Origin of the sequence: Methanobrevibacter sp. UBA188, assembly GCF_905234905.1 — an archaeon.
Taxonomy (GTDB): Archaea; Methanobacteriota; Methanobacteria; order Methanobacteriales; family Methanobacteriaceae; genus Methanocatella.
In genome coordinates this window covers 1-24,492 of sequence record NZ_CAJOJM010000022.1, presented here as the reverse complement: position 1 = coordinate 24,492, position 24,492 = coordinate 1, and the positions used below count along the sequence as shown (strand labels likewise).

Annotated in this window: 32 protein-coding genes; 5 read left to right on the top strand and 27 right to left on the bottom strand. The window is 32.7% G+C overall.

Annotation, left to right across the window (positions count from 1 at the left end; all coding sequences use genetic code 11):
- Positions 1-73: 73 nt before the first annotated feature.
- From QZ143_RS05960 to QZ143_RS05835, 26 genes are all read right to left on the bottom strand, one after another.
- Positions 74-1,435, bottom strand: coding sequence for an MFS transporter (locus QZ143_RS05960; protein ID WP_292882177.1), 1,362 nt, complete (start codon positions 1,433-1,435; stop codon positions 74-76).
- A gap of 220 nt (positions 1,436-1,655) precedes the next feature.
- Positions 1,656-2,093: a helix-turn-helix domain-containing protein gene (locus tag QZ143_RS05955; RefSeq protein WP_292882176.1), complete on the bottom strand. Its 438-nt coding sequence runs from the start codon at positions 2,091-2,093 to the stop codon at positions 1,656-1,658.
- A 117-nt stretch (positions 2,094-2,210) separates the two neighbouring features.
- A complete protein-coding gene (locus tag QZ143_RS05950; RefSeq protein WP_292882175.1) occupies positions 2,211-3,929 on the bottom strand; it encodes a hypothetical protein in 1,719 nt (572 codons plus the stop codon).
- 14 nt (positions 3,930-3,943) lie between these two features.
- Complete coding sequence (locus QZ143_RS05945) at positions 3,944-4,741, bottom strand: amidohydrolase family protein (protein WP_292882172.1); 798 nt, start codon at positions 4,739-4,741, stop codon at positions 3,944-3,946.
- A 485-nt stretch (positions 4,742-5,226) separates the two neighbouring features.
- The gene (locus tag QZ143_RS05940) at positions 5,227-5,862 is read right to left on the bottom strand and encodes a CBS domain-containing protein (RefSeq protein ID WP_292605632.1); all 636 of its coding nucleotides are present in this window, start codon (positions 5,860-5,862) and stop codon (positions 5,227-5,229) included.
- Between the two features lie 16 nt (positions 5,863-5,878).
- The gene (locus QZ143_RS05935) at positions 5,879-6,706 is read right to left on the bottom strand and encodes a 4Fe-4S binding protein (protein WP_292605633.1); all 828 of its coding nucleotides are present in this window, start codon (positions 6,704-6,706) and stop codon (positions 5,879-5,881) included.
- Positions 6,707-6,739: 33 nt separating this feature from the next.
- Positions 6,740-7,672 (bottom strand): carbohydrate kinase family protein, encoded by a 933-nt coding sequence (locus tag QZ143_RS05930; protein ID WP_292605635.1) that lies wholly within the window; start codon positions 7,670-7,672, stop codon positions 6,740-6,742.
- Between the two features lie 9 nt (positions 7,673-7,681).
- Positions 7,682-8,572 carry a formylmethanofuran--tetrahydromethanopterin N-formyltransferase gene (locus QZ143_RS05925; RefSeq protein ID WP_292605637.1) on the bottom strand — a complete coding sequence of 297 codons (891 nt, stop codon included), beginning with the start codon at positions 8,570-8,572 and terminating at the stop codon, positions 7,682-7,684.
- 19 nt (positions 8,573-8,591) lie between these two features.
- A complete protein-coding gene (locus QZ143_RS05920; protein WP_292882169.1) occupies positions 8,592-9,638 on the bottom strand; it encodes a hypothetical protein in 1,047 nt (348 codons plus the stop codon).
- Positions 9,639-9,642: 4 nt separating this feature from the next.
- The gene (locus tag QZ143_RS05915; RefSeq protein ID WP_330047845.1) at positions 9,643-11,010 is read right to left on the bottom strand and encodes a 4Fe-4S binding protein; all 1,368 of its coding nucleotides are present in this window, start codon (positions 11,008-11,010) and stop codon (positions 9,643-9,645) included.
- A complete protein-coding gene (locus tag QZ143_RS05910) occupies positions 11,007-12,035 on the bottom strand; it encodes a 4Fe-4S binding protein (protein ID WP_292882163.1) in 1,029 nt (342 codons plus the stop codon). Before QZ143_RS05910 ends, QZ143_RS05915 begins: the two co-directional genes overlap by 4 nt.
- Positions 12,036-13,160, bottom strand: a complete 1,125-nt coding sequence (locus tag QZ143_RS05905; RefSeq protein WP_292605646.1) for a nickel-dependent hydrogenase large subunit — start codon at positions 13,158-13,160, stop codon at positions 12,036-12,038.
- Positions 13,157-13,606 carry an NADH-quinone oxidoreductase subunit B family protein gene (locus QZ143_RS05900; protein ID WP_292605648.1) on the bottom strand — a complete coding sequence of 150 codons (450 nt, stop codon included), beginning with the start codon at positions 13,604-13,606 and terminating at the stop codon, positions 13,157-13,159. The genes QZ143_RS05905 and QZ143_RS05900 overlap by 4 nt, the downstream gene beginning before the upstream one ends.
- A 40-nt stretch (positions 13,607-13,646) precedes the next feature.
- A complete protein-coding gene (locus QZ143_RS05895; protein WP_292882160.1) occupies positions 13,647-14,039 on the bottom strand; it encodes a DUF1959 family protein in 393 nt (130 codons plus the stop codon).
- Positions 14,040-14,048: 9 nt separating this feature from the next.
- Positions 14,049-14,351, bottom strand: coding sequence for an energy-converting hydrogenase subunit EhaL family protein (locus tag QZ143_RS05890; protein ID WP_292882157.1), 303 nt, complete (start codon positions 14,349-14,351; stop codon positions 14,049-14,051).
- An 8-nt stretch (positions 14,352-14,359) separates the two neighbouring features.
- Positions 14,360-14,614 carry a hypothetical protein gene (locus tag QZ143_RS05885; protein ID WP_292882154.1) on the bottom strand — a complete coding sequence of 85 codons (255 nt, stop codon included), beginning with the start codon at positions 14,612-14,614 and terminating at the stop codon, positions 14,360-14,362.
- Positions 14,611-15,483, bottom strand: a complete 873-nt coding sequence (locus QZ143_RS05880; protein ID WP_292882151.1) for an NADH-quinone oxidoreductase subunit H — start codon at positions 15,481-15,483, stop codon at positions 14,611-14,613. The genes QZ143_RS05885 and QZ143_RS05880 overlap by 4 nt, the downstream gene beginning before the upstream one ends.
- A gap of 9 nt (positions 15,484-15,492) precedes the next feature.
- Positions 15,493-15,708 carry a DUF788 domain-containing protein gene (locus QZ143_RS05875; RefSeq protein ID WP_292605658.1) on the bottom strand — a complete coding sequence of 72 codons (216 nt, stop codon included), beginning with the start codon at positions 15,706-15,708 and terminating at the stop codon, positions 15,493-15,495.
- Positions 15,709-15,717: 9 nt separating this feature from the next.
- Entirely contained in the window at positions 15,718-16,389 is a 672-nt protein-coding gene (locus QZ143_RS05870) for a hypothetical protein (protein ID WP_292882148.1), read from the bottom strand.
- A 9-nt stretch (positions 16,390-16,398) separates the two neighbouring features.
- Complete coding sequence (locus tag QZ143_RS05865; protein ID WP_292605662.1) at positions 16,399-17,094, bottom strand: EhaG family protein; 696 nt, start codon at positions 17,092-17,094, stop codon at positions 16,399-16,401.
- Positions 17,094-17,687 (bottom strand): EhaF family protein, encoded by a 594-nt coding sequence (locus tag QZ143_RS05860; RefSeq protein WP_292882145.1) that lies wholly within the window; start codon positions 17,685-17,687, stop codon positions 17,094-17,096. Before QZ143_RS05860 ends, QZ143_RS05865 begins: the two co-directional genes overlap by 1 nt.
- Complete coding sequence (locus QZ143_RS05855) at positions 17,684-17,944, bottom strand: DUF2107 family protein (RefSeq protein ID WP_292882142.1); 261 nt, start codon at positions 17,942-17,944, stop codon at positions 17,684-17,686. Before QZ143_RS05855 ends, QZ143_RS05860 begins: the two co-directional genes overlap by 4 nt.
- Complete coding sequence (locus QZ143_RS05850) at positions 17,937-18,200, bottom strand: EhaD family protein (protein ID WP_292605668.1); 264 nt, start codon at positions 18,198-18,200, stop codon at positions 17,937-17,939. Before QZ143_RS05850 ends, QZ143_RS05855 begins: the two co-directional genes overlap by 8 nt.
- A gap of 6 nt (positions 18,201-18,206) precedes the next feature.
- On the bottom strand, positions 18,207-18,455 hold the full coding sequence (locus QZ143_RS05845; RefSeq protein ID WP_292605670.1) for a DUF2109 domain-containing protein: 249 nt from the start codon (positions 18,453-18,455) through the stop codon (positions 18,207-18,209).
- A 4-nt stretch (positions 18,456-18,459) separates the two neighbouring features.
- On the bottom strand, positions 18,460-18,957 hold the full coding sequence (locus tag QZ143_RS05840) for a hypothetical protein (protein ID WP_292605672.1): 498 nt from the start codon (positions 18,955-18,957) through the stop codon (positions 18,460-18,462).
- Positions 18,954-19,340, bottom strand: coding sequence for an energy-converting hydrogenase A subunit A EhaA (locus tag QZ143_RS05835; RefSeq protein WP_292882138.1), 387 nt, complete (start codon positions 19,338-19,340; stop codon positions 18,954-18,956). Before QZ143_RS05835 ends, QZ143_RS05840 begins: the two co-directional genes overlap by 4 nt.
- A gap of 303 nt (positions 19,341-19,643) precedes the next feature.
- Here QZ143_RS05835 and QZ143_RS05830 point away from each other — a divergent pair, with 303 nt between their 5' ends.
- Positions 19,644-20,447 (top strand): CPBP family intramembrane glutamic endopeptidase, encoded by an 804-nt coding sequence (locus tag QZ143_RS05830; protein WP_292882135.1) that lies wholly within the window; start codon positions 19,644-19,646, stop codon positions 20,445-20,447.
- A gap of 13 nt (positions 20,448-20,460) precedes the next feature.
- Here QZ143_RS05830 and QZ143_RS05825 read toward each other — a convergent pair whose 3' ends face one another.
- Positions 20,461-20,832 carry a hypothetical protein gene (locus QZ143_RS05825; protein WP_292605678.1) on the bottom strand — a complete coding sequence of 124 codons (372 nt, stop codon included), beginning with the start codon at positions 20,830-20,832 and terminating at the stop codon, positions 20,461-20,463.
- A gap of 230 nt (positions 20,833-21,062) precedes the next feature.
- Here QZ143_RS05825 and QZ143_RS05820 point away from each other — a divergent pair, with 230 nt between their 5' ends.
- The 4 genes from QZ143_RS05820 to QZ143_RS05805 all read left to right on the top strand — a co-directional run.
- Positions 21,063-21,614, top strand: a complete 552-nt coding sequence (locus tag QZ143_RS05820; RefSeq protein ID WP_292605680.1) for a cupin domain-containing protein — start codon at positions 21,063-21,065, stop codon at positions 21,612-21,614.
- Between the two features lie 21 nt (positions 21,615-21,635).
- Entirely contained in the window at positions 21,636-23,306 is a 1,671-nt protein-coding gene (locus QZ143_RS05815; RefSeq protein WP_292882132.1) for an AMP-binding protein, read from the top strand.
- A gap of 66 nt (positions 23,307-23,372) precedes the next feature.
- Entirely contained in the window at positions 23,373-23,603 is a 231-nt protein-coding gene (locus QZ143_RS05810; protein ID WP_292882129.1) for a 4Fe-4S dicluster domain-containing protein, read from the top strand.
- Positions 23,604-24,492, top strand: an 889-nt coding sequence (locus QZ143_RS05805; RefSeq protein ID WP_292882126.1) for a 3-methyl-2-oxobutanoate dehydrogenase subunit VorB, incomplete at its 3' end; no start/stop codon positions are given.

Here is a 24,492-nt window from a genome sequence, read left to right as displayed (position 1 = left end):
AATTAATAAGAAATAGGATATATAAAAAAGTAATTTCGAAATTAAATATAAAAAAAATAAAAATAAGACAAAATTACATCAAATCATGAATTTCATCTTTGATATATAATATTACAATCACCAAACAAATAACTGCCAGAATAGACATGACCAATGAGGTCTGTCCGAATGCTGCTACAGAAACACGATTATGAGCCAATGCTCCTCCTGCAAAAACTGTCATTAGCACCACAGCAACCGCAGATCCTATTGCCCCTATGATTTGTCTTACAGTATTATTGATAGCTGTCGCATCTTCAACATCACCAGATACAACGGCAATAGTCCATGTTACAGCAGGCATTAAACCTAAACCAGCACCAATAGCCCTTATTATTTGAGTAATAATCATATATTCAACAGTAGAGTTTGTATTATAAGTCATCATTATCAGATAACCCACAATCGAAAAGATACAAGACATAATCAATACTTTTCTAACACCAATTTTATTGGCTAAAAGAGGACCTATAAAATTAAATACAATCATGACAAGAGTTGCAGGAAGCAAAATTAAACCTGAAGTTGTTGCATTGTGAGAAGTGACAGTCTGAACAAACAAAGGCATTATAACATTCAATCCACACATTGTGAAATAGAGCAATGCTGAAAATAATGTTCCAAAAAAGAAATACTTATTTTTTAAAGCATGTAAATCAACCAATGGTGTCTTAATGTTAAATTGGCGACGTACAAAGAATATTAAACTGAATGTACCTACAACAATTGGTAAAATTACATAAACCAAATCAAATCCATATCCTGCAATGTTTGAAAATCCAAGCATTATTCCAACACATGCCAAAACACATAAAATTAAGGATAACACATCCAAAGGATAATCGCCGGTTTCAAATTCCAATTTAACAACAACCAATGCAATCAATATTAAAATGAATACCATGCCTGCAAAGATTAAAAATATGGATCTCCACCCAACATAATCAATAATCATTCCGCCCGCAGTCGGAGCCAATGCAGGAGCAATTCCAATTATGAAACCAAATAATCCCATATAAACCTGCCATTTTTCCTCCGGAATAACCTTAAAAAGCACGATTTGAGTAATCGGAAGCAAAATTCCAGAACCAATAGCCTGGATAACTCTAGCAATAATCAATACAATAATATTCGGAGACACATACGCCAATAAAGACCCAACCAAAAATAGAACCAATGAAGACAATAAAATAGTTTTAACTTTAAAACGACGAGTAATATAAGCAGATAATGGAATCATAACCCCTAAAACCAACAAGAATGATGAATAAATCCATTGGGCAGTAGTTGAAGAAACATGAAAGTCAGCCATGATTCCTGCAATACCCGTTGTTACCACACTCTGAGCAGCACTTAAAATAGCTGCAGCAACAATGAAAACAAGTAATGTTGACATTCCCCTATCTAATTTAACATTCAATAATTATCACAATAAATTATATTAAAAAGAATATATAAAATTAATTTATATAAATAATTTTTAAAAAAAATATATTAAAAATGAACATTAAACTAATAAAAAAGTGTATTTGTAAAAAAGATAATATCCACATGAGATATGATTAGAAGAATACTATCTAAAAGGACAAAATGGACAAAAAAAATCATATTTAAAATTATTTAATGTGATTTGAAATAATCATATCTTCAAGACCCAAATCAAAAATCAGTCGTCTAAGATGTCTTTCGGAATAAACAACTCCAAACTCATTTTTTATCTCCATTTTAACTTCTTGAACACTAGTCAATCCTTTTGAAATAATATTTTCTCTTAAAACTTTAAATTGAAGGTCAGACAATTTTGAATTTCTTCCGGATCCTTCCTTTCTAAACAGACCATCAAAACCCTTTTCATTCCAATCCTTAACCCATTTATAACCTGTTTGAGCAGTTTTTCCTCTTTTTTCCATAGCAGATTTAACACTATTGTTGCAATAAATTTCTTCAATAAATGTAACTTTTTCATATAAATCCACAAATTTTTGCAAATCCCTTTTAACCTTACGAATTTCAGAAATGGAGACATCTTTATTAATATTGACCTGCCTTGCCATAAAATATATTTCTTGATAAAATATTATAAAAATTTTTTGTCACCAATATTGCTACAAAAGTATCATGACATGCAAAACTAAAAATAATTAAAAAAAAAAGTAAAAAAAGTTCCCCAATTAAATTTGAGGAATTCTTTCATTTGTATTTCCTCTAGACCATGAGCCCATGTTAGAGTAAAAATTTTTGACTTGTGTTTTAGTGGTCTTGCTTAGACTATATTTAAGTTTAACAATCAAACCAGAAGTATCATAATCATTAAACTGATTATACAAGTAATCTACAGTCATCCAATTTGTTGGAATATTATGACTTCCATGATCATAATCTCCTGAAGGATTACCTACTAGAACTTTTTTACCGTCACTGCTGATATCTAAAACAGCCACATAATGACCCCAAGTATGGAATATTAATGCGCATCCACCTTTTTTAAGTTCTTTAATCGCTTTAGAATAAAATGAACTTTTATAGTAAACAGTGCATTTCATATTAAATTTCTCTAATCCTCTTTTAAGACCGCTTGTACTTGAACCGTCATAATAATTAGTACCTGACTTTACACCCAAATGCCATTCATTGACGTAGTTTCTTAAAACTTGACTGCACATACTGGATGATGTCGGACCGCAAGTATAACCTGTATCCTGCACATCCCTAACTTCAGAATAGGTATATGATTTTCCTTTTAAATTTGCAGTAATTTGAACAGGCCAATAATTGTATTTATTTTTAAGAACAATTCTAGTATTAAGTGCTCTTTCAATAACATTCCATTTTTCTCTTTTAATCATGTGAATATATTTAGGTTCGGCTTTTGTTTTAAATAAAACATATTTAGTCAATTTATTTTTTAAAAACAAACAGTAACTGTCTCTTTTAATTACAGAAAGATATTGGGCTTTTAAAAGAGTGTATTTAGCATTTTCATTACCCATAATGTATTTACTAGGCATGTAATCTAAATCAGGAACACCGTTTTTAGAAGGTACAGAATAATAGAAAGGACTTTTAACATTACCTTTTACTCCGGTGACATTTTTGGATGCTGATGATTCAGCTGTATCACTGGTTCCAGCAAAAGTAACTGTAACTAGATAAGTTTTAGTACTTAATTTAGGTTTAATTACAACAACGCCCTCAGAATTTGTCTTTTTAGTGAATTTTTTACCGCCAACAGTAATCTTTATAGTTTTACCGGATACTGCTGACGCATAATTACTTTGCAGATAAATTTTCAAATATCCGTTGGTCAGTAACTTATCATTACCAATAAGAATTGAAGTTATCATTGGAACAACAAGTTTAAATGTTTTTGAAACTGAATTATATTTATTATCTCCTTTAAATGTAGCCTTTACTGAATAATTCCCAATATTTTTTGAAATTTTGAGACTTGCAATACCATTAGAATCTGTTACAGCATTAAAATTCTTCTTATCCAAAGTAAAAACTACACTAGCATTTTTAATAACATTATTATTTGAATCTTTTAAGTAAACCTGAAAGTAAGAACCTTTGACAACTTTTGTACTAACAGCTGTAAAAGTTGTGTCTAATTTCTCTTTTCCAATTGAATCTGAATAAATATCATCATTTAAATTTTTATTAAGAACATCATCATTTGATTCTTTTAAATTAGAATCATTTTGTGAAGAAGATATCTCCACATCATTTACTGCATTTAATTCATTTAAATTAGTGTTATCAATTGCGATTGAATCATCAACTTGGTTTATTCCCAGTCCTGTTGAATTCACATCACTAGCACAAACAACGGCCATATTGAATAAAACTAAAATAAAACAAATTAATGCCCATTTCGTTTTTGAATACATATTTTCACCAATAATCATTGAATTCCTAAAATTTTTGCGGAATTTTCATATAATATCATATTTTCTTCTTCAGGAGTCAAACCGATTTTATGGAAAAGTTCCATTTCATTTTCTGCTTCCCACATAGGATAATCAGTTCCCCATAAAACCTTATCAACACCATATTTATAAATGAATTTTTTTGCATCTTGTGGGGACAATTCATATAAACTGGAACTCAAATCAACATAAAGATTTGGAGTTCCTGCAAGTTTTTCTGTTGCTTCAGCCCAAACACTCCACCCAGCAAAATGAGCGCCAATTACCAGCATATCTGGAAATTTTTCAAGAAACGGTTTTAACTGTTCGGGATTGGAATAATTATACCTGTAATCACCACAATGAATCAAGACAGGAACATTACCTTCATTTATAACTTCACCAAGTTTAAAAGCCTTATCTTCATTTAAGGCAAATTGTTGAAAATCAGGATGAAGTTTCACTCCCTTAAGACCCAAATCAATTAGATGTTCAAAATCACCTTCAATATCATCACTATCAGGATGAAGGGTTCCAAAACCTGTGAATAAATCAGGACGCTCTTTTACAACATTGCTGATAAATTCATTAATTGACCTTACTTGTTTTGGAGTGGTTGCAACGGAATGAACTAAATAATGAACAACACCCACTTTATTACCATCTTCTATGAGATTGTCAACTTTACCATTTAACGACATGTCAAGATCATAAAAATCCCGAATTCCTTTAACCGCTTTTGAAGCAATTTTTTCAGGATAAATATGACAATGAGCATTTATTACTTTTTGCATAATTTGTAACCGCCTTACAAAAAAATTAATTTATACTAACATTTAGTTTTTAATCCTTTATAAAAATAATGTATAATCCTGTTAAAAATTAAATCGCTTAAAATAGCTAAGAATATTAAAAAACAGGTAAATTTTGAATGTTTTCAAATTTTTTAAAAAAAAATGTTAACTAAAATATGTCAATTATGCAAAACGAATTTAAAGAAAAATAAAAAAATATAAATAAATATAAATCACAAAATATAGTGGAAATACCTATTCAATCCAGTTAATGCATTCATTTTAAATTTAAACCATTATTTTGTGATTTACAAAATACATTAAATTCAAGCACTATTGTCAATGAAATTTGAAATATTGAAAAACATTAATTTTTGCACAATCATATAAGTTATGGAGTATTTTTACCAATTAATAATTATCTTAATTGGCAGGGGTATGTAGAGATATAACATCATTCAATATTTATATAATGCAAAATCCCATTATTTTCTTGCATTACCTACTCTTCTGGCAATAACCATTTCACCGACAGAAATTAAACCTGCAAAGAATTTTTCCAATCCCCCAGTTGCCCAAATAGCTTCACCAAAGGTGGAATGCATAATATTTTCTTCATATTCTTTTGCAGAAATCTTTTGGCCTGTGGTCTTTTTAGATACCAGAGCAGATGCGGCCATCAATTCATCCCATGTTACTCCTTTTAGCTGATGCTGCATTGCCTCATATAACTTATAAACTTTAATATCATACAAATCAGACAGCAGTTCTACAATATCACATGCCCTGACCATACCAATAACCTGATTATTGTCATTAACAACCGGCACTGTAACAAACTTATTGTTTGCAGTTAAGAGAACCGCTTTTCTTGCAGGGTCCATCTCATGAACTGTAGCAATCTCTTCATAACCACTCATTATTTCAGAAATTTTTTCATTTCCTTCCCTTAATCCTCTTGTAATATCAAAAGATGTTACCCATCCAACAAGCTGTTTATCATCATTTACAACAGGACAGGTAAAACGCCTAATCTCTTCCATTACTTTAGAAACTTCAACAACACCATCATTACAGTTCAAATATACAAAATCTTTATCCATTAACTCTTTTGCTCTCATAACAAAACCCCATTTTTTATTCAATATCGATTCTTTTCAATGCCCCTACAGGACAATGATGAGTGCATTCAATACATCTGATACATTTATCATTGTCAAGGACAACTTCTCCATCGATTAATTCTATAGCCCCTGTTGGGCAATTTTCTTCACACAAATAACAATTTACACAAGATTCATGATTGATATCAATATTTCTACTATGAATTATAGGTCCAATATATCTATCAAGCTCAACGGCATTGTCATTTAGTGAAATTTCAACACATGCCCCACATCCGATACACATTTTCTCATTAATATATGGATAGAGTTCATTTTCAATTAAATCAATGCCCAAATCCATATTCAAATCATCAAAGAACTCTTTAAATTCAAGAGTGAATGCATTTGTAGGACATAAATTAGCACAATCATCCCAATTATTATCAATTGAATAGTCAATTGAAATATTATTCATCCTAACTACTCTATGAGGAGACCGGACATTGCTTAGATTATACTCAATAACATCCCTTTCTTCCCCATTATCATAAATAACTGAATTGTCAATCAATTTAATGGCTGAAATTGGACAAGTCTGTACACAAATTTCACATTTTACACATTTATCAGTTATTTTAGCTATTCTAAATATATTAGCTGGTTCGATTGCATTAACTGGACATGCTTCAACACAGGTATTACATCTTACACATTTAGGTGCAACAGCGATAATTTCTTCCTGAGTGGAAAAATCATCCAACTCAAATTGGAAATCATCCCCGTCATCATCTAATTCAACAGATTTCAAAAGAACTTCACGTTCCAAATTTTTCATCTGTTTTATAAAAGATACTTTCATAATATTACCAACTAACTAATTTATTTAAATAATTTAAAAGAATTCCTCCAATTCTTTTGCAGTAGGAAACTTTTCCATTCCAAATCCTTGAATAGCTTTGCTGGCTACCCAATTTCCAATTTGGCAAGATTTTTCAAGGTCATATCCTTTTAAAAATGAATATAAAAATCCACTGTTAAAACTATCTCCTGCACCAGTCGTATCAACAACTTCACATTCATATGCTTCAACAAAACATTCCTGAGAATTATTTATTGCAAAAACACCTTTAGAACCTTGTTTTACGACAACAGTATCAATTCCCAAGTCCAAAAGACCTAAAGTTAATTCTTTTAAATCATCATAATCATTATTACACAACAATCTTAACTCAGATTCGTTAATAAGCAAAATATCTGTCCTTTCAAGAATAGGCTTTAACTCATCGAATCCCTTTTCAACATACAACATTCCAGGGTCAAAACTTAACAGAGTTTCTTTGCTGAGTTTTTCCAAAAGTTCTATTTGAGTATTGAATGAATCCCCAACAAATGAAGTGTAGTGCATTATTTTGCATCTCATAATATTTAATGGATTTATTTCACCAATTTTTATATCATCATTGACCCCTGGAGAAATGTAGAGACATCTTTCACCGTTTTTATCCACGAAACCTATGCACTTTCCAGTTGAACCGCTTTCAGAATAGATTAGATTGTTTGTATAAACACCATTAACGGCCAGATTATATTCAATCAAGTCGCCTTCATCATCTTCGGCTATTTTTCCAATAATTGATGTTGAACAACCCAAACGAGCTAAACCTACAATAGTATTGGCTGCAGAACCACCAGGAGTATCAGTTTCGCTTGTTATAAAACTTTCCTCATCATGAGAAACTATTTTATCTACAGAGTAGAGCCTGTCAACATTTAAAGCTCCGAATCCTATTATCTCCGCATTAAGATCATTATCATAAATTTCCATTTTAAAACCTTATTTTAAGATATCTAATAAATTTATATTTTTATCTCCAAGTTTTCCATCAAAATTACCTGCAGATATTTTTACAACACCTTCAAATTCCAAAGCAGCATCAATTCCTGCTTTAATTGCTTTATTCATTGCATCTTCACTGATTGCATTTATTACAACTTCAGGAATATAATTTACGCCTTCAGGAACTTTTGATTCATCACCTAAAGATTCCTTTAAGGACGGACAGTAAACATGATTGGTGGTAGGTCCGATTTCAGGGAAATTAGTTTCAGGTTTTGAAGCGGCAGAACATATTTCAAATGGTGCTGTAGCTCCTTCAACTTCCATAATTGCATTGATGATTGCATCACCCGCTTCGAGAACTGCTTCTTGAGTTGAACATAAATACCAAAAGTTTCCACCCATTGTTCCATCATTGATTTTGAATTTCTCTTCAATTTGAAAATCAGGAACCGCAATCGGAACATTGATCATTTTTCTACCATATTCTTCGACAATCCATTCATATCCGTCACCACAATGGCCTACAATATCCATCATTTCAATATATTCATCGCTTTCACAATCTGAATAATCAAAAATGCGTGTGAACGGTTTGACCAAAACATCCTGTCTTAATCTGTAGGACAGTTCAAATGCAAACTTTTCGACATCATCTCCACCTAACCAGTATTGAACTATTGCACCATATCTTCCGTCAGGAGTTTCATTTTCTTCCAAAAATCCTTCAACCCCTCCTTCTACTCTGCCGATTACTGCACTTGGTGTAGAAGTGGAATCATATGCTGCCCTTTTTACAATTTCTTTGGTAGGTCCTGTAATTAAAGCTCTTACATATTTACCTTCAAAAGCTTCGAAAAATGTGTCTTCAACTTTATCATAATTCATCATATTACCTTCTATAAACTTAACCTAATTCTCCAATATCCTGACCTCGGATGTTATTTCTCATGTCTTTGCTCAGTTTCAGGATATCTTCAAAGTTATTTTCATCAATTATTTCAATTAAAGGATAATTTTCATCTTTGAAAATATCAAAGAATTTATTTTTTATTTCCAAATCAATTTCATAACTGTCAAATAATTCGCTCAGATTATCTGAATTATTATAATCCCCAATGAACTTTAAAACATTAGCTTTATTAGTTTTTGAATAAATATTAGCTATTACACATGTTGTGATTGCGCTTGGCGATACAATAGCTATTTCTGCTACTTTTAGAGGATATTCATTTCCGTTGAATGATATGCTGATTCCATTGTTTTTTCTTGCAAATTCCAATGGTTCAACGTCAGTGATGCTGTCACCAATATAGAGTATTTCATTGATATCGATAGCATCCCTTTTGATTATCTCATCAATAGCCAACCGTTTTCCTTCACCACCAACAACATCTATTTTTTTGATTTCATCATAAATGCCCATCTTTGGAATCTCATTAAAGAAAATGTCATCAAACAGCTCATAATCATCAGGATTATCCAAAATTTTTTGTTTGAATTCTGTGACTTTTTTAATTTCATCATCATTTAGAGATAATGCATCTACATCCACTTTAGTGTAAAATGTATTTTCAAATGGAAATTCCATATAATTTGAAAGTGCTTCAATATATTGACCATAACTGGTACTAACTATGTAAGTATTCATTGCTCCTTTCAAGTATTTTAAAAGGAATTTTGATTCATCAACTGCATAAATGTTGTTTTGAGAAAAATTAACCAAATCATCATTTTTTATGTTTTCACAAACAAAGAACGGTAAAACTAATTTCAAAGTATTTCCTGCTTTATAATTATCCTTTTTGACAATATCAACCAGATAATCATCATATAAGCTAAGTATTTTGAAAAGTTCACCACCCTCCTCAATGAAATGAACAGCCAATTCAAAAGCATTATCATTTAATGTCAATGGACCCTCACAGTCTGTAATGAATGATTTTTCAAACATCGAATCACCTGAAGTTAATAATTCTTATTGCATCCAATGGACAAATTGATTCACAATTCCTACAGTAGATACATTTTTCACTGTCATAATCGATTTTATCACCATTCAAGGTTAATGCTTCAGTTGGACAGTTTTTAGCACAAATTGCGCAAGCCTGACATTTAGTGGTTGAAATTGACAACTCACCAATCCTCTGATAATGCAGATATGATCTGGCATAGTATAAATCAGTGTCTTTGCTGTAGAAATAGTCATCATAAGCACCGATAGCATCAAATTTACATTGCTCTACACATTTGCCACAATATATACAATTATCATTAATTTTAATTGGATTTGGGCCATTTAATTCAATTGCTCCAACAGGACATACATTAAAACAATCACCACAGGCAATACATTTATTTTCATAGACTTCAATGTTTCTATCCATCAGATAAGAGCCGAATAATTTTGAGAACTTGTCTATTTCAATACTTGAATCCAAACTGATTTTGAGTTCCCTTTCCATCATATCATTTACATTACATTCAATGAAATTTTCAAAATTCTGGTCATTGAATTCCAATGCTATTGATTTTCCGACTTTCTCAAGAACCTTATTTAAACTTATCAAATCAAGAGACAGCCTTTTTATATCATAATCAATAATGCTGGATACAATATCAAATGATTTAATCTCACTATACATCTTATAAGCTTTTTTACGTGAGGAATACTTGATTGCTGTCGAAGGACAGGAATGCATACATTCTTCACATCTTGCACAGTATCCTGGGTTAATGTAAGGCAACTTATTGGTTCTTGCAACATTGATTGCCCCCATTGATGGACATACACGAGTACATGTCATACATCCGATACATTTATCCTGGTTAACGACAATTGCCTTACCTCCTTTGACTGTTTTAGGAAGCAATTGACCATATTTGATTGCATCAGTCGGACATACTCTAAAACAATATCCGCAGCGAATACATGTATCCTTATCTATTTCACTGTGAGGTTCCTGCTTTCCGTCAGCAACTATATGGATGGAAGCGTTTTTACATGCTTGAACACATGCTCCACAGGCTTTGCATAATTTAACATTGATGTTTGGAACATTCTCTTTTAGGGGAGGGTCCATTTTTACATCAAGAGAAATTGCATCAAATGGACAAGCATTACGGCATAATACACAACCAAAGCAAGTATTTTTTAATTTGATAAGACCATCATCATTATCCAAATAAATTGCATCGATAGGGCATGACTGAAGACATGGCTTATCACTACATTTTGCACATTTTGTTTGGTCAACCAAATAATCAACATCAACATGTCTTAATGGTCTTGGTGTTTTAGTATAATTATCAATCATAACACTCACTCCATAACAATATCCTCATTTAAATTAGATGCCTTTACAGTCGTATAAATAATTTCACCATCATCGAGGGAGAATTTGGCAATGAAATATTTAATAACTGAAAATGGACATGTCTGGTAACAAATACTACAACGTAAACATTTATCCTTATCCCTTACAATCGTATCATTACTTTCATCAAAAGTGATGCAACCAGTAGGACATTCAGGAACACATAATTGACATTTTTCACATTTAGATTCATCCCAATCAATAATTCTAATTTTTAGTCTGTTTACTGCGTTAGTAATGATTTCCCGAGAGACTTCTGCATCAGGAATAATCTTTAATGCATCATCCCAGATGCCTGAAAGAGGAACTTCATATTGCAAAAGACCGTCCTGCTCCAAAGATCTTAAATCAGATTCCTTATCGTTAATATAATCTTCAAGGTAATTTACAGTTAAAAGAATCAGGTCTTTTTGATCTTGTAAGTTTTCAACGAATACTCCTTTCATTGCACCATTTACTGGGCAGACATCAAGACATTCACCACATGAAATACATTTGAGTTGATTCACATGAAGCTTGTCGTTTACAATTTCAATTGCATCAACAGGACATTTTTTCATACATTTCTTACATTTGATACATAAATAATCATCAACAATATATTGCCTTTTTGATGGAATTATATTAAATTCAGGCAATATCAAATGATTCAAACCACATTCCAATGTTTTTGGGTCTGTCGGGCAAACTTCAGCACAGAAACCGCAACGAATACATGCACTAGGATTAATTACAGGATAAGTCAAACCTTCCCCATCTTCAGTATCCTTTTCTCTGACAATTTTTATTGCATTTGGAGAAGGACATGATACTGTACATGCTCCACAACCTATACAATATTCTTTGTTAACCTTTGGAAAGTCTCTGAAACGTTCTGGCTTTTCAACAATTTCAGGGTCAGTTTTTGCATTGGCAAATGCATCTGTCCATGCTTTTCTTGCAAAATCATAAATATACCACATTAGAGATGACATTTATATCACCTCATCAAATTTTTTAATTGCTGTTTGTCCGGCTTCGTTTGTAATGGCAACCCTTTCAGCACATGCAACACAAGGGTCACATGAAGCATAGGTTGCAACGGCATCAGCAACTGTTGGAACATCACGAATCATGTATTTGGCACATGAATCCATATTTGCAATACTTGGAGTTCTTATTGAGATATTCTTAATTAGATTACCATTAGTTTCAATCATGTATGTAACTTCTCCACGAGGAGCTTCATTCTTACGCATTGCATAACCTGATTTCAAATCAGCAGGAGTACGAACTTCACCACCAGGTATATTTTCAATAGCTTGCCTTATCAGACTAATGGATTCAGGAATTTCATCGAATCTTGTAAGAGTCCTTGCATAATTGTCCCCTTCATTCCTTCTAATAACTTTAAAGTCAAAGTGATCATCATAAGTGTAATGTCCTTTTCTGTAATCTTCTTTAACTCCTGAAGCTCTTCCGATAGGACCTACAGCCCTTCCTTTAATTGCTTCTTTTTTAGACATGTAACCTATGCCTTTACACCTCAAAGCAAGTGCAGGACCTTCAGCAAATAATGCACGTGTTCTTTCAAAACCTTCTTCGATTTTTTCAAGATTTTCCAGAATAGGTTTGAAATGGCGCTCATCGGCATCCATTCTAACACCACCAACAACATTCCACCCCATATTAACTCGGTTTCCAGTCAATAACTCAATAGAATCCATTGCATATTCCCTTAATTCCAAAACATGCATAAATAAGGTTTCATGATCCATTGATTTGAAGAATGTGGAATTTGCAAGAAAATGACTTTGAATCCTATCCAGTTCGTTTGTTATTACCCTTAAGAATTGGGCTCTGAGCGGAACGTCAACATCAGAAATTTGCTCTATGGTTTCTGCGAAAGTTTGTGTGTGTTCATATGAACAGATACCACATACACGTTCTGAAAGATAAATTCCTTTCTGCCAAGTTTGTCCTTCAATTATCTTTTCAATACCTCTGTGAACATAACCATATTCAATCTCTGCCTTAACTACCCTTTCCCCTTCAGTTTGAAGTTTAAGTCTGATAGGTTCCTTTAAAGCAGGATGAATTGGACCAATAGGCACTATCATTCTTGTTCCCTCCCACGATCAGCAATAGCTTGAGGACCTACAGCCAGGATAGCTTCCAATATTTCACTAGGCCTTGGCGGACAGCCAGGAATAGCTGCTGCAACCGGAATAAAATCAGAAGCAGGAGCATGAACATGACCTCCTTCCTGATTGAATACATCACCTGATTGCGGACAGTTTCCTACTGCTACTGCAATTTTTGGTTCAGGAGCTTTATCATACACTCTCTTTAAATTATCGACCCATTGCTCGGTAACAGCACCGGTCAATAACAAAACATCAGCTTCACGAGGATTGTTGTGAACATAAATACCATATTGCTCTAAATCATATCTTGGAGATAATAATGCAACGCATTCAACATCACATCCATTACATCCGCCACAATTTACGATACAGACATGAATTGAGCTTTTTCTCACAGCATCCTTTATCGCATTTAACATTGTACTCCCTCTTTTTATTTTAATAATTATATAATAAACATTAATTTTCTGCTTCTTTTTTTAACAATTGGAATAATTCTAATTTTCCCTCTTTTACGGCATCTTCATAAGATTTTCCGTTTTTAATTTCTTTTACCAATTTCATTTTTAAGTTTCTTCCGCTTTCCCTTGGAAGCAATTCTAAAGTATCAATTAACCAGCATAACCTTAAATCTGCATTTAATTTTTGATACAAACAGATATCCTGAGCAGATTCAAATGTCCCATGCAATGCTTCCAATGAATCCAAATCAAGTAAATCAAAAAATACTTCCTCCAATTCATCAGTAGTACAATCAAAATCATTGGAAAGTGGAACAATGATATCTCTCTGCCAAGCATAACTTTTGATAATTCTTTTTTGTATTAATCTCAATTTAGCATCATCATCCATGTTATCACATCATGCTGTTAATTTTAGTAATACATATAATCCTACTGCCAAAATCAAACCTAAAGCAGTTTCTTTTCTACCATATCCTGGACGTTCTCCCATTATCAAACCACCAAGGAGAAATCCGACTGCTGATAAAATAACATTACCTGCATTAAATGCCAAACACCACCCTACAATTGAAACGACAGCTGAAGGTATGTTAAAGCCAGGTACTGCAACATACGGTTCGCCATGTTTTTTATAACTGTAAAGTAAACCAAGAATGGATCCGACAGCAAATGCAAGTATATAAATCATATAATCTAACATAATATCTCCTACGCTGGTTTATAAAGCAATATGAATGAACAAACAATTGCTATAAATGTTATAACAAAACATAATTTCTCTATACTTTCTATCTTATGTGAAAAATTGCCACGGGCAAGCAATACAAATATTGCCAGGGCAATTCCTATAATCACTATTGGGGCGAGAGTGGTTGAGTGTAATAATGTTGCTAAAAGCCCAACAACTATAATTCCAATAGCGACCAATGAAGTCAAATAAACAATTACATCCTCACTATTCATGCTACCACTCCTGTAAATATCATTATTATGGTTCCAAAGAAGCAAATTGCCCCTATAGTAATTTGAGTCATTACAGAATGATTTGGACTAAATATTGGTGTTGTAGCGTTAATAAATCCAGTAATAAATGTGATTACAATCATTCCAATCAAATATCCTACCGCATTTAACGGACCGAAGAATATTGTTAAGAATACCCAAAGCATCACATACCAAGCAATAGACTCTGAAAATAACATGAATCCTCTCAAAAATCCAAAGTGTTCGGTTTCAAATCCAGAAATTAATGCCTTATCTTTTGTTATTGCAAAAGGAGAGTATGGAGATTTGGTAATAATTAACATGAAAAACATTAATGCTGCAAGTGGAATTGAAAATATTAAAGGACCATGCACTGACTGATAAGCAATAATTTGACCAATATTCATTGTTCCGGTTACCAAGTAAACAAATACAATAGCTGCAAATAAAGGAAGTTCAGTTGCTGCTGAAAGTACTGCCCTTACACAGCTTAACTTACCATAAGGTGAACCTGAACTTGATCCTGAATTGTGTTCTACGATTTTATAAACTGCATAAACACCGAATAAAATTAATAAAGAATCATGAGCCACAGGACCGACAATAACTCCTACAACCCAAATTAAAGCCAAAATAAATACAATACCTATATAAAATACTTTAGATACAGTTTTTGGGATTGCTGTTTCTTTAAAGAAAAATTTCAAAGAGTGTATCAAATGCTGAACAATAGGTGGTCCAGGACGTTTTTGAACACGTGCCATTACCTTTCTATGCAATCCTAGAAGCAAGCTTCCCGCAAGAAATGCAATAATAACATTAATTAAAATATCTGCCATTAAATTCACAATACCACCCTAATATCCAGTAAATGGTTCTTTCACCCTTTCTTCTGCATCTTCAGGTTTTGGTTTGGCCATTGTCAATAAACCTAAAGATAAAATCCATAATGGAATACCAAATATAGCTACTGTGTAAACAATCCATGCTTCAAAGTTTATAACCAAACAAGCAAGAATAGCTATTGTTGATAAGACCAATAATATTAAATAAATACCTTTTTGACTATCCATACTCACCACTTACCACAATACCAATAATAATATTTCAACAGCCCTTACAATAATAAACAATGAACTTAAGTGAATGATTACAATAAATGGAGAACCTGCAGTCCTGAACATTTCCGCTTTGCTTGCAAAAAACGGTGCAACTCCACTTTCACCCAAAATACCTATCAACATCAATACTGCGCCAAATACAACCATCGGGTTTGCAGGCATCTGAGACAATACTGCAAGAGACAATGTTCCGGTTGATGCAAGAATAATTGAAGCTCCACCAAACAATGGCAAACTACACATCATAGCAATTAAACCATAATTAAATGCAGAGTTTAAAACGCTGGTTTGTTTTACTGCAGATACAATACCAATATTTAAAATACCTACTAAAGCCATGAATAATGTAAAGTTAAATAAATCTCCAGTTATCATAGCTCCCGCAGATGCAATACCACAAAGCACAGATAAGAATCGTCTTTGTTTAAATTCTTTTGGACCAACTTTAACTTCAGTATTATTTAAATTATGTAATGTAGCCTCTACTTGAGTTTCAGGCTTACTGAATGCAATCAATACTGTAAATCCAAGTAAAACTGCAAAAAGGAACAAGTTAAATGGTGTAACATATAATACAATATCTCCAAGCGGAATTGTTCCAAGCAAATTTCCTCCGAGTGTACCTAAATCCATTACCATCACCTACTCCTTATCAATATCCTCTCTCATAAGCAGACCAATTAAGCCCACTTTTGAAGCTACTTTTAATAGTAATCCACATGCTGCAAGGAATAAACTCAATAACCAATATTGTGGCATTACAAAGAATAATAAAAATCCAATAATCCACAAACACCAAGCTATTCCAGAAACTCCTGCAATACCATCCAATACAAGTACAGGAAGTCCTCTTGCTTTTTTAGACAATGCATATAAAACAATTCCTCCACCAGCTACTGCCCCTCCAGTAAAACCAGTTAAGAATATTCCATAACCAATTAAGACCAGTGCAATGAAATTAGGTGCAGTAGTCATGATTTCCATATCCAATGAAAACGGTTGAGGGAATAATGAAGAAGATTTTGATAGATTTCTTCTTGGATCTTGTTCTATTTTACGCATTTCACGAGTAATCAAAATTTCAGAAATTGCCAAAGTCTCAGCCAATTCTACAACCAGCCCAGGTAAAATTAAAGCTTCAGCCAAATCAGTTCCAACCGCAGATACAACAAAAATCATTGCAAGACCAACCAAATCAGTCAGGATAAGAATGTGAATCTCTTCCCTTTTCATTGCAATTGCCATTGTTCCAATGAATCCTACAATCAAACCAGCATAAATTGCCGGCAGATACATTGTTAAAAATGCTTCAGGAACATACGGAGGTATCATAACCATCAGTTATCCCTCCTTAATTGTTTTGATCTGGCTTTTACATCACTAACCTTTACTTCATTAGCAACTTGTGCAGATTCATTGATAGCTTTTTTAACATCTGCCTTTATCTCTTTTTCATCATTTTTCCTATTCATGGTATAATTAATGGACAACCATGAAGCAATGATGAATGACATCATCAGAATACTGGATTCCAAAATTGTATCGAAACCCCTAGTATAATATAAAACTTCATCTATAAGACCACCCGGAGATGAATAAATTGATGTTCCAAAGTATGGAGATATCGAAGATATCCATTGAGCCAATGGAGACATATATGCTGTTATCATACCCAATTCTGCCGCATTTTCAGGATATTGCGGATTTATATTTCCAGGTGATTTTAAAACTTCACCCCCCCTGTCATATGGGGCGATAGCTAAACCTTCATCTACTTGAACTTGAGGAGCTGGCCTAACATATAATTGATCTGGATTTAAAGCCATCGGCACAATAAGGCCAACAATCAATATTATTCCTAAACTGAATGCAAAAAGACGAGGAATATTCTTTGGCTCTGCCAGTTTATTCCATAGAGATCCTATTTTCATACGTCTGCCCCCATCTCTTCTAAACGAATAATTGCTCTGAATAATATTAATGTAATAATTACAGTAGTTGCAAGCAATGTTAATAAAGCTAAAACATGATTATAGCACAACAATACCAAACAAACACCGATAGATGCAACTTCAGTGTTGAATGTTCTGACAATAGGATCATTTACTCCAGGACCCCATGCGGTAGCTATAGTTCCTACAATCGCCAAGAAAATTCCAAAGTAAAAGATTAAGGAAACATCAATCATTTAACTCACCACTTACTTTGTTTTTTCTGATTTCATTTATTTTTACAATAGCCAAAATGAATACTAATGTTGATAATGGATCCACTAAAGCAGCAAACATTGCTACATCCAAATATTTGAATGCAACAACGACTAAAACAAATCCTGCATCCAGGATTGAGAACATTATAACTTTATCCAATGGTTTTTTGAGAAATATTATTCCAAATGCACCTATAACCATTAAAGCCATTGCAATTATTAATATAATTTCCATAATGCCTCACTCCAATAGTATCTCATCATCAAGTCTTTTTAATGCATATGCAATTGCATTAGCACTAATTGTAGAACAAATAAAGAATGCTGCTGCAACCACAAGAGCAAATGGAGTATTTATCACAAGTGCAATAATTGCAGAAACTCCAAAACCAATAACATTCAAATATAGCAATCTTTCAGCCCTATTTTGTGTTATTAATGCTCTTAATGCTACAAATATGACTATAATTCCAATAATTTCAACATACATATAATCACTCCTCTGCATGCCTATTGAATTTTTGAGCTATCTTTCCTAAAAATATAGATGCTCTAACCTGATCAATTCCTTGAATGGTCAATATTGCAATAACCATTCCCACAATAAACATTTCAGGAGTTAAACCAACAAAAGAACAAATAAATACAATAATTGTTGCAGTTAAACTTCCAACAGTTCCAGCATATCCAGGATCGGCACATAACCTGTTTCCAATGAATACGAAAAATGCTGCAATAATTCCCCCTGGAATTCCTAAAAGTAAATATCCTATGGAAGCCATCAAAGTACCAGCAGATGCATCCGGAGAACACAAGATGTTTCCTTGGAAAAACCCACCAGCAATGTCACCGCCTCTTTTTTTGACATCCTCTCCAACAATCCTGGCACCTCTTACACCAGGCTGTTCAGGAAGTCCAAAATAAGTATCGACAATTACAAAATTTAGCCAACAAAGGATAGCAGCAATTATAATTCCAATTACTTCGTTCATTGCATATCCTCTCCACCAGTTTCATCTAAAGGCTTTGGAAATACAAAATCAAATAAATATTTCACAAATAATGCAGACAAAATACCTATAATAGCTGCCAATACAAGTCCATTATAAATAAAAGTATAATTTAAAACCAAGAATATTGAAAATATACCGATAGCTATTATTGGAGTCGGATATAATGCACTCACATCAAAAGAATACCTATATGGTTTGCTAGGTAATAATGGAAGTCTTAAAATTAAAGCCATGATAATTGAAACTATAATAGCTACAATATAAGCTAATAAAACATCGAATAGACCTAGAGTTATGTTTCCAAGCCCATAAATATTACCATATGAAGCAAAAAATATGGTATCATACACCAAATCAAACATATTATTAGACTCCTCTTAAGTAATAAATATACATATAAAAATATATAAATATTGTTACTTAAAAATAATTGATAACGTTCCAATTGTTATTTAAATTAATAATCCATTAGTAAAAATTAAAAAATTAATGCAAAATACAAATAAGACAAATAAACAATACAGTAAATCATTACAATAATCTAACAAACTGTTATTAATTGAATATATTTAAAAATACTACCAAATTGCAATAAAAATAAAAAAACCAGTAGTGATTATATATACTCTTTTTAATGAACAAATATTTTAATTGAGGAATAAGATATGGACAGAGACGTGGAAAATTTTAATACCCGACTTAGAACGATAAAAATTTGGGAATTAACAATAGGAATCATAATTGCATTAATACTTTCCATAATATTGATGTTCATATTTCCAATATTCGAAACAAATGATGATGCATTCATGCTTTTACTGTTAACATTAATTTTAGTATTCTTTATATGGTGTTTAAAAGGCAGTAACGGATTGAATGATAATGTTAAAGGCGTACTTCAAAATGAAAAAGAAATATTATACGTATTCGCAATAAATATAATTTTTGCTTATCTATTTTTGTTTTCAGTAGTTGTTCTAGACATGTTTATTGGAATGAATGATCCAACATGGATAAGTGGTGTTGATATTGATTCTGTCAGTTTAACCCCAAGCGCATTCCTCTATACCCTCATAACATCAGTAGTATTTGCACCGATTATTGAAGAGTTAGTATTTAGAGGTGTTCTATTCAACAGACTGAAAATAAGAATTGGAATTGTCCCTGCAATGTTAATATCTTCCATTCTATTTGCCATAGGCCATGATTTCGGAGGAATAGTAAGTGCATTTTTGTTTGGAATATGTATGTGTATTTTATATTTGAAAACTGATAATATTCTAATTCCAATGAGCGTACACTTAATAAACAACGTAGTTGCAACATTACTTGACGTTACTGCATTTGATGCAATTATAACTTCATTTCCATGGATAATTCTACTTGGAATATTGATTTTAATAGCCACAATATTATTGATTAAATATATTGTAACAGAAACAAAAACTCTAAACAGAAAGTTTAGCTAAAAAAAAGAATTAGTTAGTGGAATCCGCATCCACTACAAGTTTCACATTTTTCCTCTTCTAAAGGATCATATTGCTTATCTTCTTGCAAAGTTGCTGAGATGAAATATTGGTCAAGTTCTTCTTTACTTTTTAAAACAGGAGAAAGACCTTTGAAGTCACATTTGATGTCTCCGGTTCCACCTATATCCACTAAAATAGGTTCACCTAATTTGAATCTTTTAAAGTATGCTTCAATTTCACCTATTAAATCACCAGGTACTCTAAAATTAAAAGATAAAACATTATTCTCCTTCATTTTTAAACCGACATATTTTTGGTCGATTTCGTAATTTAAACCTAATTGTTTTTTAAAAATTACATTAGTACCAATATCTGCAGATGACATTTTTTATAAACTCCTTACTTTAATTAAATTAGAATTATTGTTTTAGGTATATAAAACTTTCCTATAATGTCCAAAATGATACAATTTAAAAAAAATTTTGTTCAGTGAATTTATAATGAATTAACACGATTTTTAATAACCTTTATATAACTTCAAATTCAAAATTTATAATATGTTATAATATTAATTATTATAATTTAAAATCGATTAGAAAAATAGGTGTTTTATTTATGAATGAATACAACAAAGATATTGGAAATAGAATTAGAGAATTAAGAGAACTATCAGACATTACTATCAAAGAAATTGCAGAAGAATTGAATATTAAAGAAGAAACTTATATCCAATATGAAAACGCAGAAGTAGACATTCCAGCTAGTTTTTTATACGAGCTCGCACATATTTTCAAAGTTGATTTAGGATTATTATTAACCGGTGAAGAAAGCAGAATGAGCATCTTTGACATAACCCGTGCAAACAAAGGAGTGTCAGTTGACAGGAGAAAAGAATATACTCATGAAAACCTATGTTCTAATTTTATCCATAAAAAAGCTGAAACCTTCCTTGTTGTTGTGGACCCTAAGAAAAACCCTGTTCCTTCACTCAATTCACACCCTGGACAAGAATTCAACTATGTCCTTGAAGGATCCTTAAAAATATATATACACAATAACGAAATCGTGTTAAATGAAGGAGATTCAATCTTTTTCGATTCAACACATAGACACGCAATGATAGCGCTTAACGACAAACCCGCTAAATTCTTAGCAGTAATTATATAATATTTATTAGGAGTAATTGATATGACCTCAGTAATTGGAGATTTTGTTGAAAGAGTTGATTTCAACTCTTATGAAGACTTTTATAAAAATTTTAAACTAACTTATGAAGATGATTACAATTTCGGATTTGATGTTGTAGACAAATACGCTGAAATTGACCCTGAAAAAATAGCTTTAATCTGGACTAATGACCATGAAGAAGAACATGTATTCACATTTAAAGACATGAAAGAGAATTCCAATAAAGCTGCAAATTTATTTAAACGTTTAGGAATCAAAAAAGGCGATTGCGTAATGTTAACCCTTAAAAACAGATATGAATTCTGGTTCTGCATGGTTGCATTGCACAAAATTGGAGCAATACCTATTCCGGGAACACACATGCTAAAGCTTCATGACATTGATTTCAGAATAAAGGAAGCAAACGTGAAAATGGTGATATCTGTCGAAGAAGATTCATTATTGCCAGATTATGAAGAAGCTGAAAAGTCACTGGGACTTGAATTGCCAAAATTAGTAATTGAAACTGACAGAGACGGTTGGATAAACTTTAACGATGCCATAGAAAATGAAAGTCCAGTATTTGAAAGGCCAACCGGTGAAGAGAAAACATATGCTGAAGAGATTTCATTGATATATTTCACATCCGGAACAAGCGGACTTCCAAAAATGGTTTCACATAAGCACACATACTCTTTGGGACATATCCCTACTGCAAAATATTGGCACAATGTTGTAGAGGATGGAATTCACCACACTTCCGCAGATACAGGTTGGGGAAAAGCTGTATGGGGAAACCTTTATGGCCAATGGATTGCCGGAACAGGAGTATTCATTTATGATTACGACAGATTTAATGGTATTAAATTACTTGAAAAGATTATAGAATACAAAGTAGACACATTTTGTGCTCCTCCTACAATTTACAGATTCATCATCAAAGAAAATATTGAAGGATATGACCTTTCAAATCTGAAATACGTTACAACTGCAGGAGAACCATTGCCTCCTGAAGTATCCAATAAATTTTATGAATTATCAGGTTTAAGAATTAAAGAAGGATTCGGTCAGACAGAAACCACATTATCCATAGGAACATTCATATGGCTGGAAGCAAAAATCGCTTCCATAGGTAAACCTTCCCCATTATTCAATTTAGAATTATTGGATGAAGACCACAACAGAGTGGAAATAGGTGATGAAGGAGAACTTTGTTTCAAGTTAGAAGATGGGCCGAACCCAGGATTATTCAAAGACTATGTGAATGATGAAGAAAAATACAAAAAACAAATCCACGATGGATATTATCATTGTGGAGATACTGCATGGGTTGATGAAGACGGATATGTTCACTTTGTCGGAAGAAATGACGACATTATCAAATCTTCAGGTTACCGTATCGGACCTTACGAAGTAGAAAGTGCAGTACTATCACATGAAGCAGTTTCAAACTGTGCAATTACCGCTTATCCTGATGAAGTCAGAGGCCAAATCGTAAAAGCAACAATCATATTACAACCTGGCTTCGAACCGTCAGATGAACTTACCAAAGACATTCAAAATCATGTTAAAAAAGTTACAGCTCCATATAAATACCCAAGAATGGTGGAATACACAGATGAAATTCCAGAAACCATCAGCGGTAAAACAAGGAGAGTTGAAATAAGAGAAAATGATCAAAAAAAGAATTAATTAGATGATATAATGACAGAAGAAATATCTTATCCAGTTATAAATAAAGAGATTTGCAAAGGCTGTATGAGATGTATAGTCGGATGTCCTCAAAACGCAATAGCACTTAGCCAAGACATGAATAACGCAGGATATCAATTTGCTTATTATAGTGGAAATGGTTGTACAGGATGCAAGGATTGTTACTTTACCTGTCCAGAACCATTAGCACTTGAAGTACATCAAATAAAAAATATTGTTAATGACTCAGTTGCGAAAATGATTAAAGCCAAAGTGGCAAATCAAGGGGGAGAATAAATGAGTAATCAAATGGTTAAAGGAAATACTGCAGTTGTTATAGGTGCAATGTATGCAGGCTGTGACTGTTTCTTTGGATACCCAATTACTCCTGCAAGTGAAATCTTACATGAAGCATCAAAATACTTCCCGATGGTTGGAAGAAACTTTGTTCAAGCCGAAAGTGAAGAAGCATCAATCAATATGGTTTACGGTGCATCAGGTACCGGTCACAGAGTCATGACATCATCATCAGGACCTGGAATAAGTTTGATGCAGGAAGGATTTACATTTCTTGCAGGTGCTGAACTACCTGCAGTCATCGTTGACATTATGAGAGCAGGACCTGGACTTGGAAATATCGGACCTGAACAAGGAGACTATAATCAGGTCGTTAAGGGAGGAGGTCATGGAAACTACAAAAACATTGTACTTGCTCCAAATAGTGTTCAGGAAATGTGTGACTTGACAATGAAAGCCTTTGAACTTGCAGACAAATGGAGAAATCCAGTAGTTGTTTTAGCTGATGGTACATTAGGTCAAATGGCAGAACCATTGGTATTTCCAAAAGAAGCAGTTCAACCAAAAAACGATAAGCCATGGGCAGTGAAAGGAAATGAAGAAACCATGGAAAACCTTATCACTTCCATTTTCAATGACTTTAATGATTTGGAAGACTTTAACTTCAAACTACAGGAAAAATATGCTAAAATCGATGAAGAAGAAGTTATCTTTGACGAATATAAGGTTGAAGATGCTGAAATTGTTTTAGTATCATTCGGAATAAGCAGCAGAATTGCAAGGTCCGCAGTGGATAAAAGCCGTGAAAAAGGATTGAAAGTTGGACTTTTCAGACCTATTACATTATCACCTTTCCCTGTTGACAGGATAAAAGAATTATCCGATAAAG

Coding starts and splice junctions, on each gene's coding strand:
- QZ143_RS05960 (WP_292882177.1), bottom strand. CDS start 1,435: ATGTCAACATTACTTGTTTTCATTGTTGCTGCAGCTATTTTAAGTGCT.
- QZ143_RS05955 (WP_292882176.1), bottom strand. CDS start 2,093: ATGGCAAGGCAGGTCAATATTAATAAAGATGTCTCCATTTCTGAAATT.
- QZ143_RS05950 (WP_292882175.1), bottom strand. CDS start 3,929: ATGTATTCAAAAACGAAATGGGCATTAATTTGTTTTATTTTAGTTTTA.
- QZ143_RS05945 (WP_292882172.1), bottom strand. CDS start 4,741: ATGCAAAAAGTAATAAATGCTCATTGTCATATTTATCCTGAAAAAATT.
- QZ143_RS05940 (WP_292605632.1), bottom strand. CDS start 5,862: ATGAGAGCAAAAGAGTTAATGGATAAAGATTTTGTATATTTGAACTGT.
- QZ143_RS05935 (WP_292605633.1), bottom strand. CDS start 6,706: ATGAAAGTATCTTTTATAAAACAGATGAAAAATTTGGAACGTGAAGTT.
- QZ143_RS05930 (WP_292605635.1), bottom strand. CDS start 7,672: ATGGAAATTTATGATAATGATCTTAATGCGGAGATAATAGGATTCGGA.
- QZ143_RS05925 (WP_292605637.1), bottom strand. CDS start 8,572: ATGAATTATGATAAAGTTGAAGACACATTTTTCGAAGCTTTTGAAGGT.
- QZ143_RS05920 (WP_292882169.1), bottom strand. CDS start 9,638: ATGTTTGAAAAATCATTCATTACAGACTGTGAGGGTCCATTGACATTA.
- QZ143_RS05910 (WP_292882163.1), bottom strand. CDS start 12,035: ATGTCATCTCTAATGTGGTATATTTATGATTTTGCAAGAAAAGCATGG.
- QZ143_RS05905 (WP_292605646.1), bottom strand. CDS start 13,160: ATGATAGTGCCTATTGGTCCAATTCATCCTGCTTTAAAGGAACCTATC.
- QZ143_RS05900 (WP_292605648.1), bottom strand. CDS start 13,606: ATGTTAAATGCGATAAAGGATGCTGTGAGAAAAAGCTCAATTCATGTC.
- QZ143_RS05895 (WP_292882160.1), bottom strand. CDS start 14,039: ATGGATGATGATGCTAAATTGAGATTAATACAAAAAAGAATTATCAAA.
- QZ143_RS05890 (WP_292882157.1), bottom strand. CDS start 14,351: ATGTTAGATTATATGATTTATATACTTGCATTTGCTGTCGGATCCATT.
- QZ143_RS05885 (WP_292882154.1), bottom strand. CDS start 14,614: ATGAATAGTGAGGATGTAATTGTTTATTTGACTTCATTGGTCGCTATT.
- QZ143_RS05875 (WP_292605658.1), bottom strand. CDS start 15,708: ATGGATAGTCAAAAAGGTATTTATTTAATATTATTGGTCTTATCAACA.
- QZ143_RS05870 (WP_292882148.1), bottom strand. CDS start 16,389: ATGGATTTAGGTACACTCGGAGGAAATTTGCTTGGAACAATTCCGCTT.
- QZ143_RS05865 (WP_292605662.1), bottom strand. CDS start 17,094: ATGGTTATGATACCTCCGTATGTTCCTGAAGCATTTTTAACAATGTAT.
- QZ143_RS05860 (WP_292882145.1), bottom strand. CDS start 17,687: ATGAAAATAGGATCTCTATGGAATAAACTGGCAGAGCCAAAGAATATT.
- QZ143_RS05855 (WP_292882142.1), bottom strand. CDS start 17,944: ATGATTGATGTTTCCTTAATCTTTTACTTTGGAATTTTCTTGGCGATT.
- QZ143_RS05850 (WP_292605668.1), bottom strand. CDS start 18,200: ATGGAAATTATATTAATAATTGCAATGGCTTTAATGGTTATAGGTGCA.
- QZ143_RS05845 (WP_292605670.1), bottom strand. CDS start 18,455: ATGTATGTTGAAATTATTGGAATTATAGTCATATTTGTAGCATTAAGA.
- QZ143_RS05840 (WP_292605672.1), bottom strand. CDS start 18,957: ATGAACGAAGTAATTGGAATTATAATTGCTGCTATCCTTTGTTGGCTA.
- QZ143_RS05835 (WP_292882138.1), bottom strand. CDS start 19,340: ATGTTTGATTTGGTGTATGATACCATATTTTTTGCTTCATATGGTAAT.
- QZ143_RS05830 (WP_292882135.1), top strand. CDS start 19,644: ATGGACAGAGACGTGGAAAATTTTAATACCCGACTTAGAACGATAAAA.
- QZ143_RS05825 (WP_292605678.1), bottom strand. CDS start 20,832: ATGTCATCTGCAGATATTGGTACTAATGTAATTTTTAAAAAACAATTA.
- QZ143_RS05820 (WP_292605680.1), top strand. CDS start 21,063: ATGAATGAATACAACAAAGATATTGGAAATAGAATTAGAGAATTAAGA.
- QZ143_RS05815 (WP_292882132.1), top strand. CDS start 21,636: ATGACCTCAGTAATTGGAGATTTTGTTGAAAGAGTTGATTTCAACTCT.
- QZ143_RS05810 (WP_292882129.1), top strand. CDS start 23,373: ATGAGATGTATAGTCGGATGTCCTCAAAACGCAATAGCACTTAGCCAA.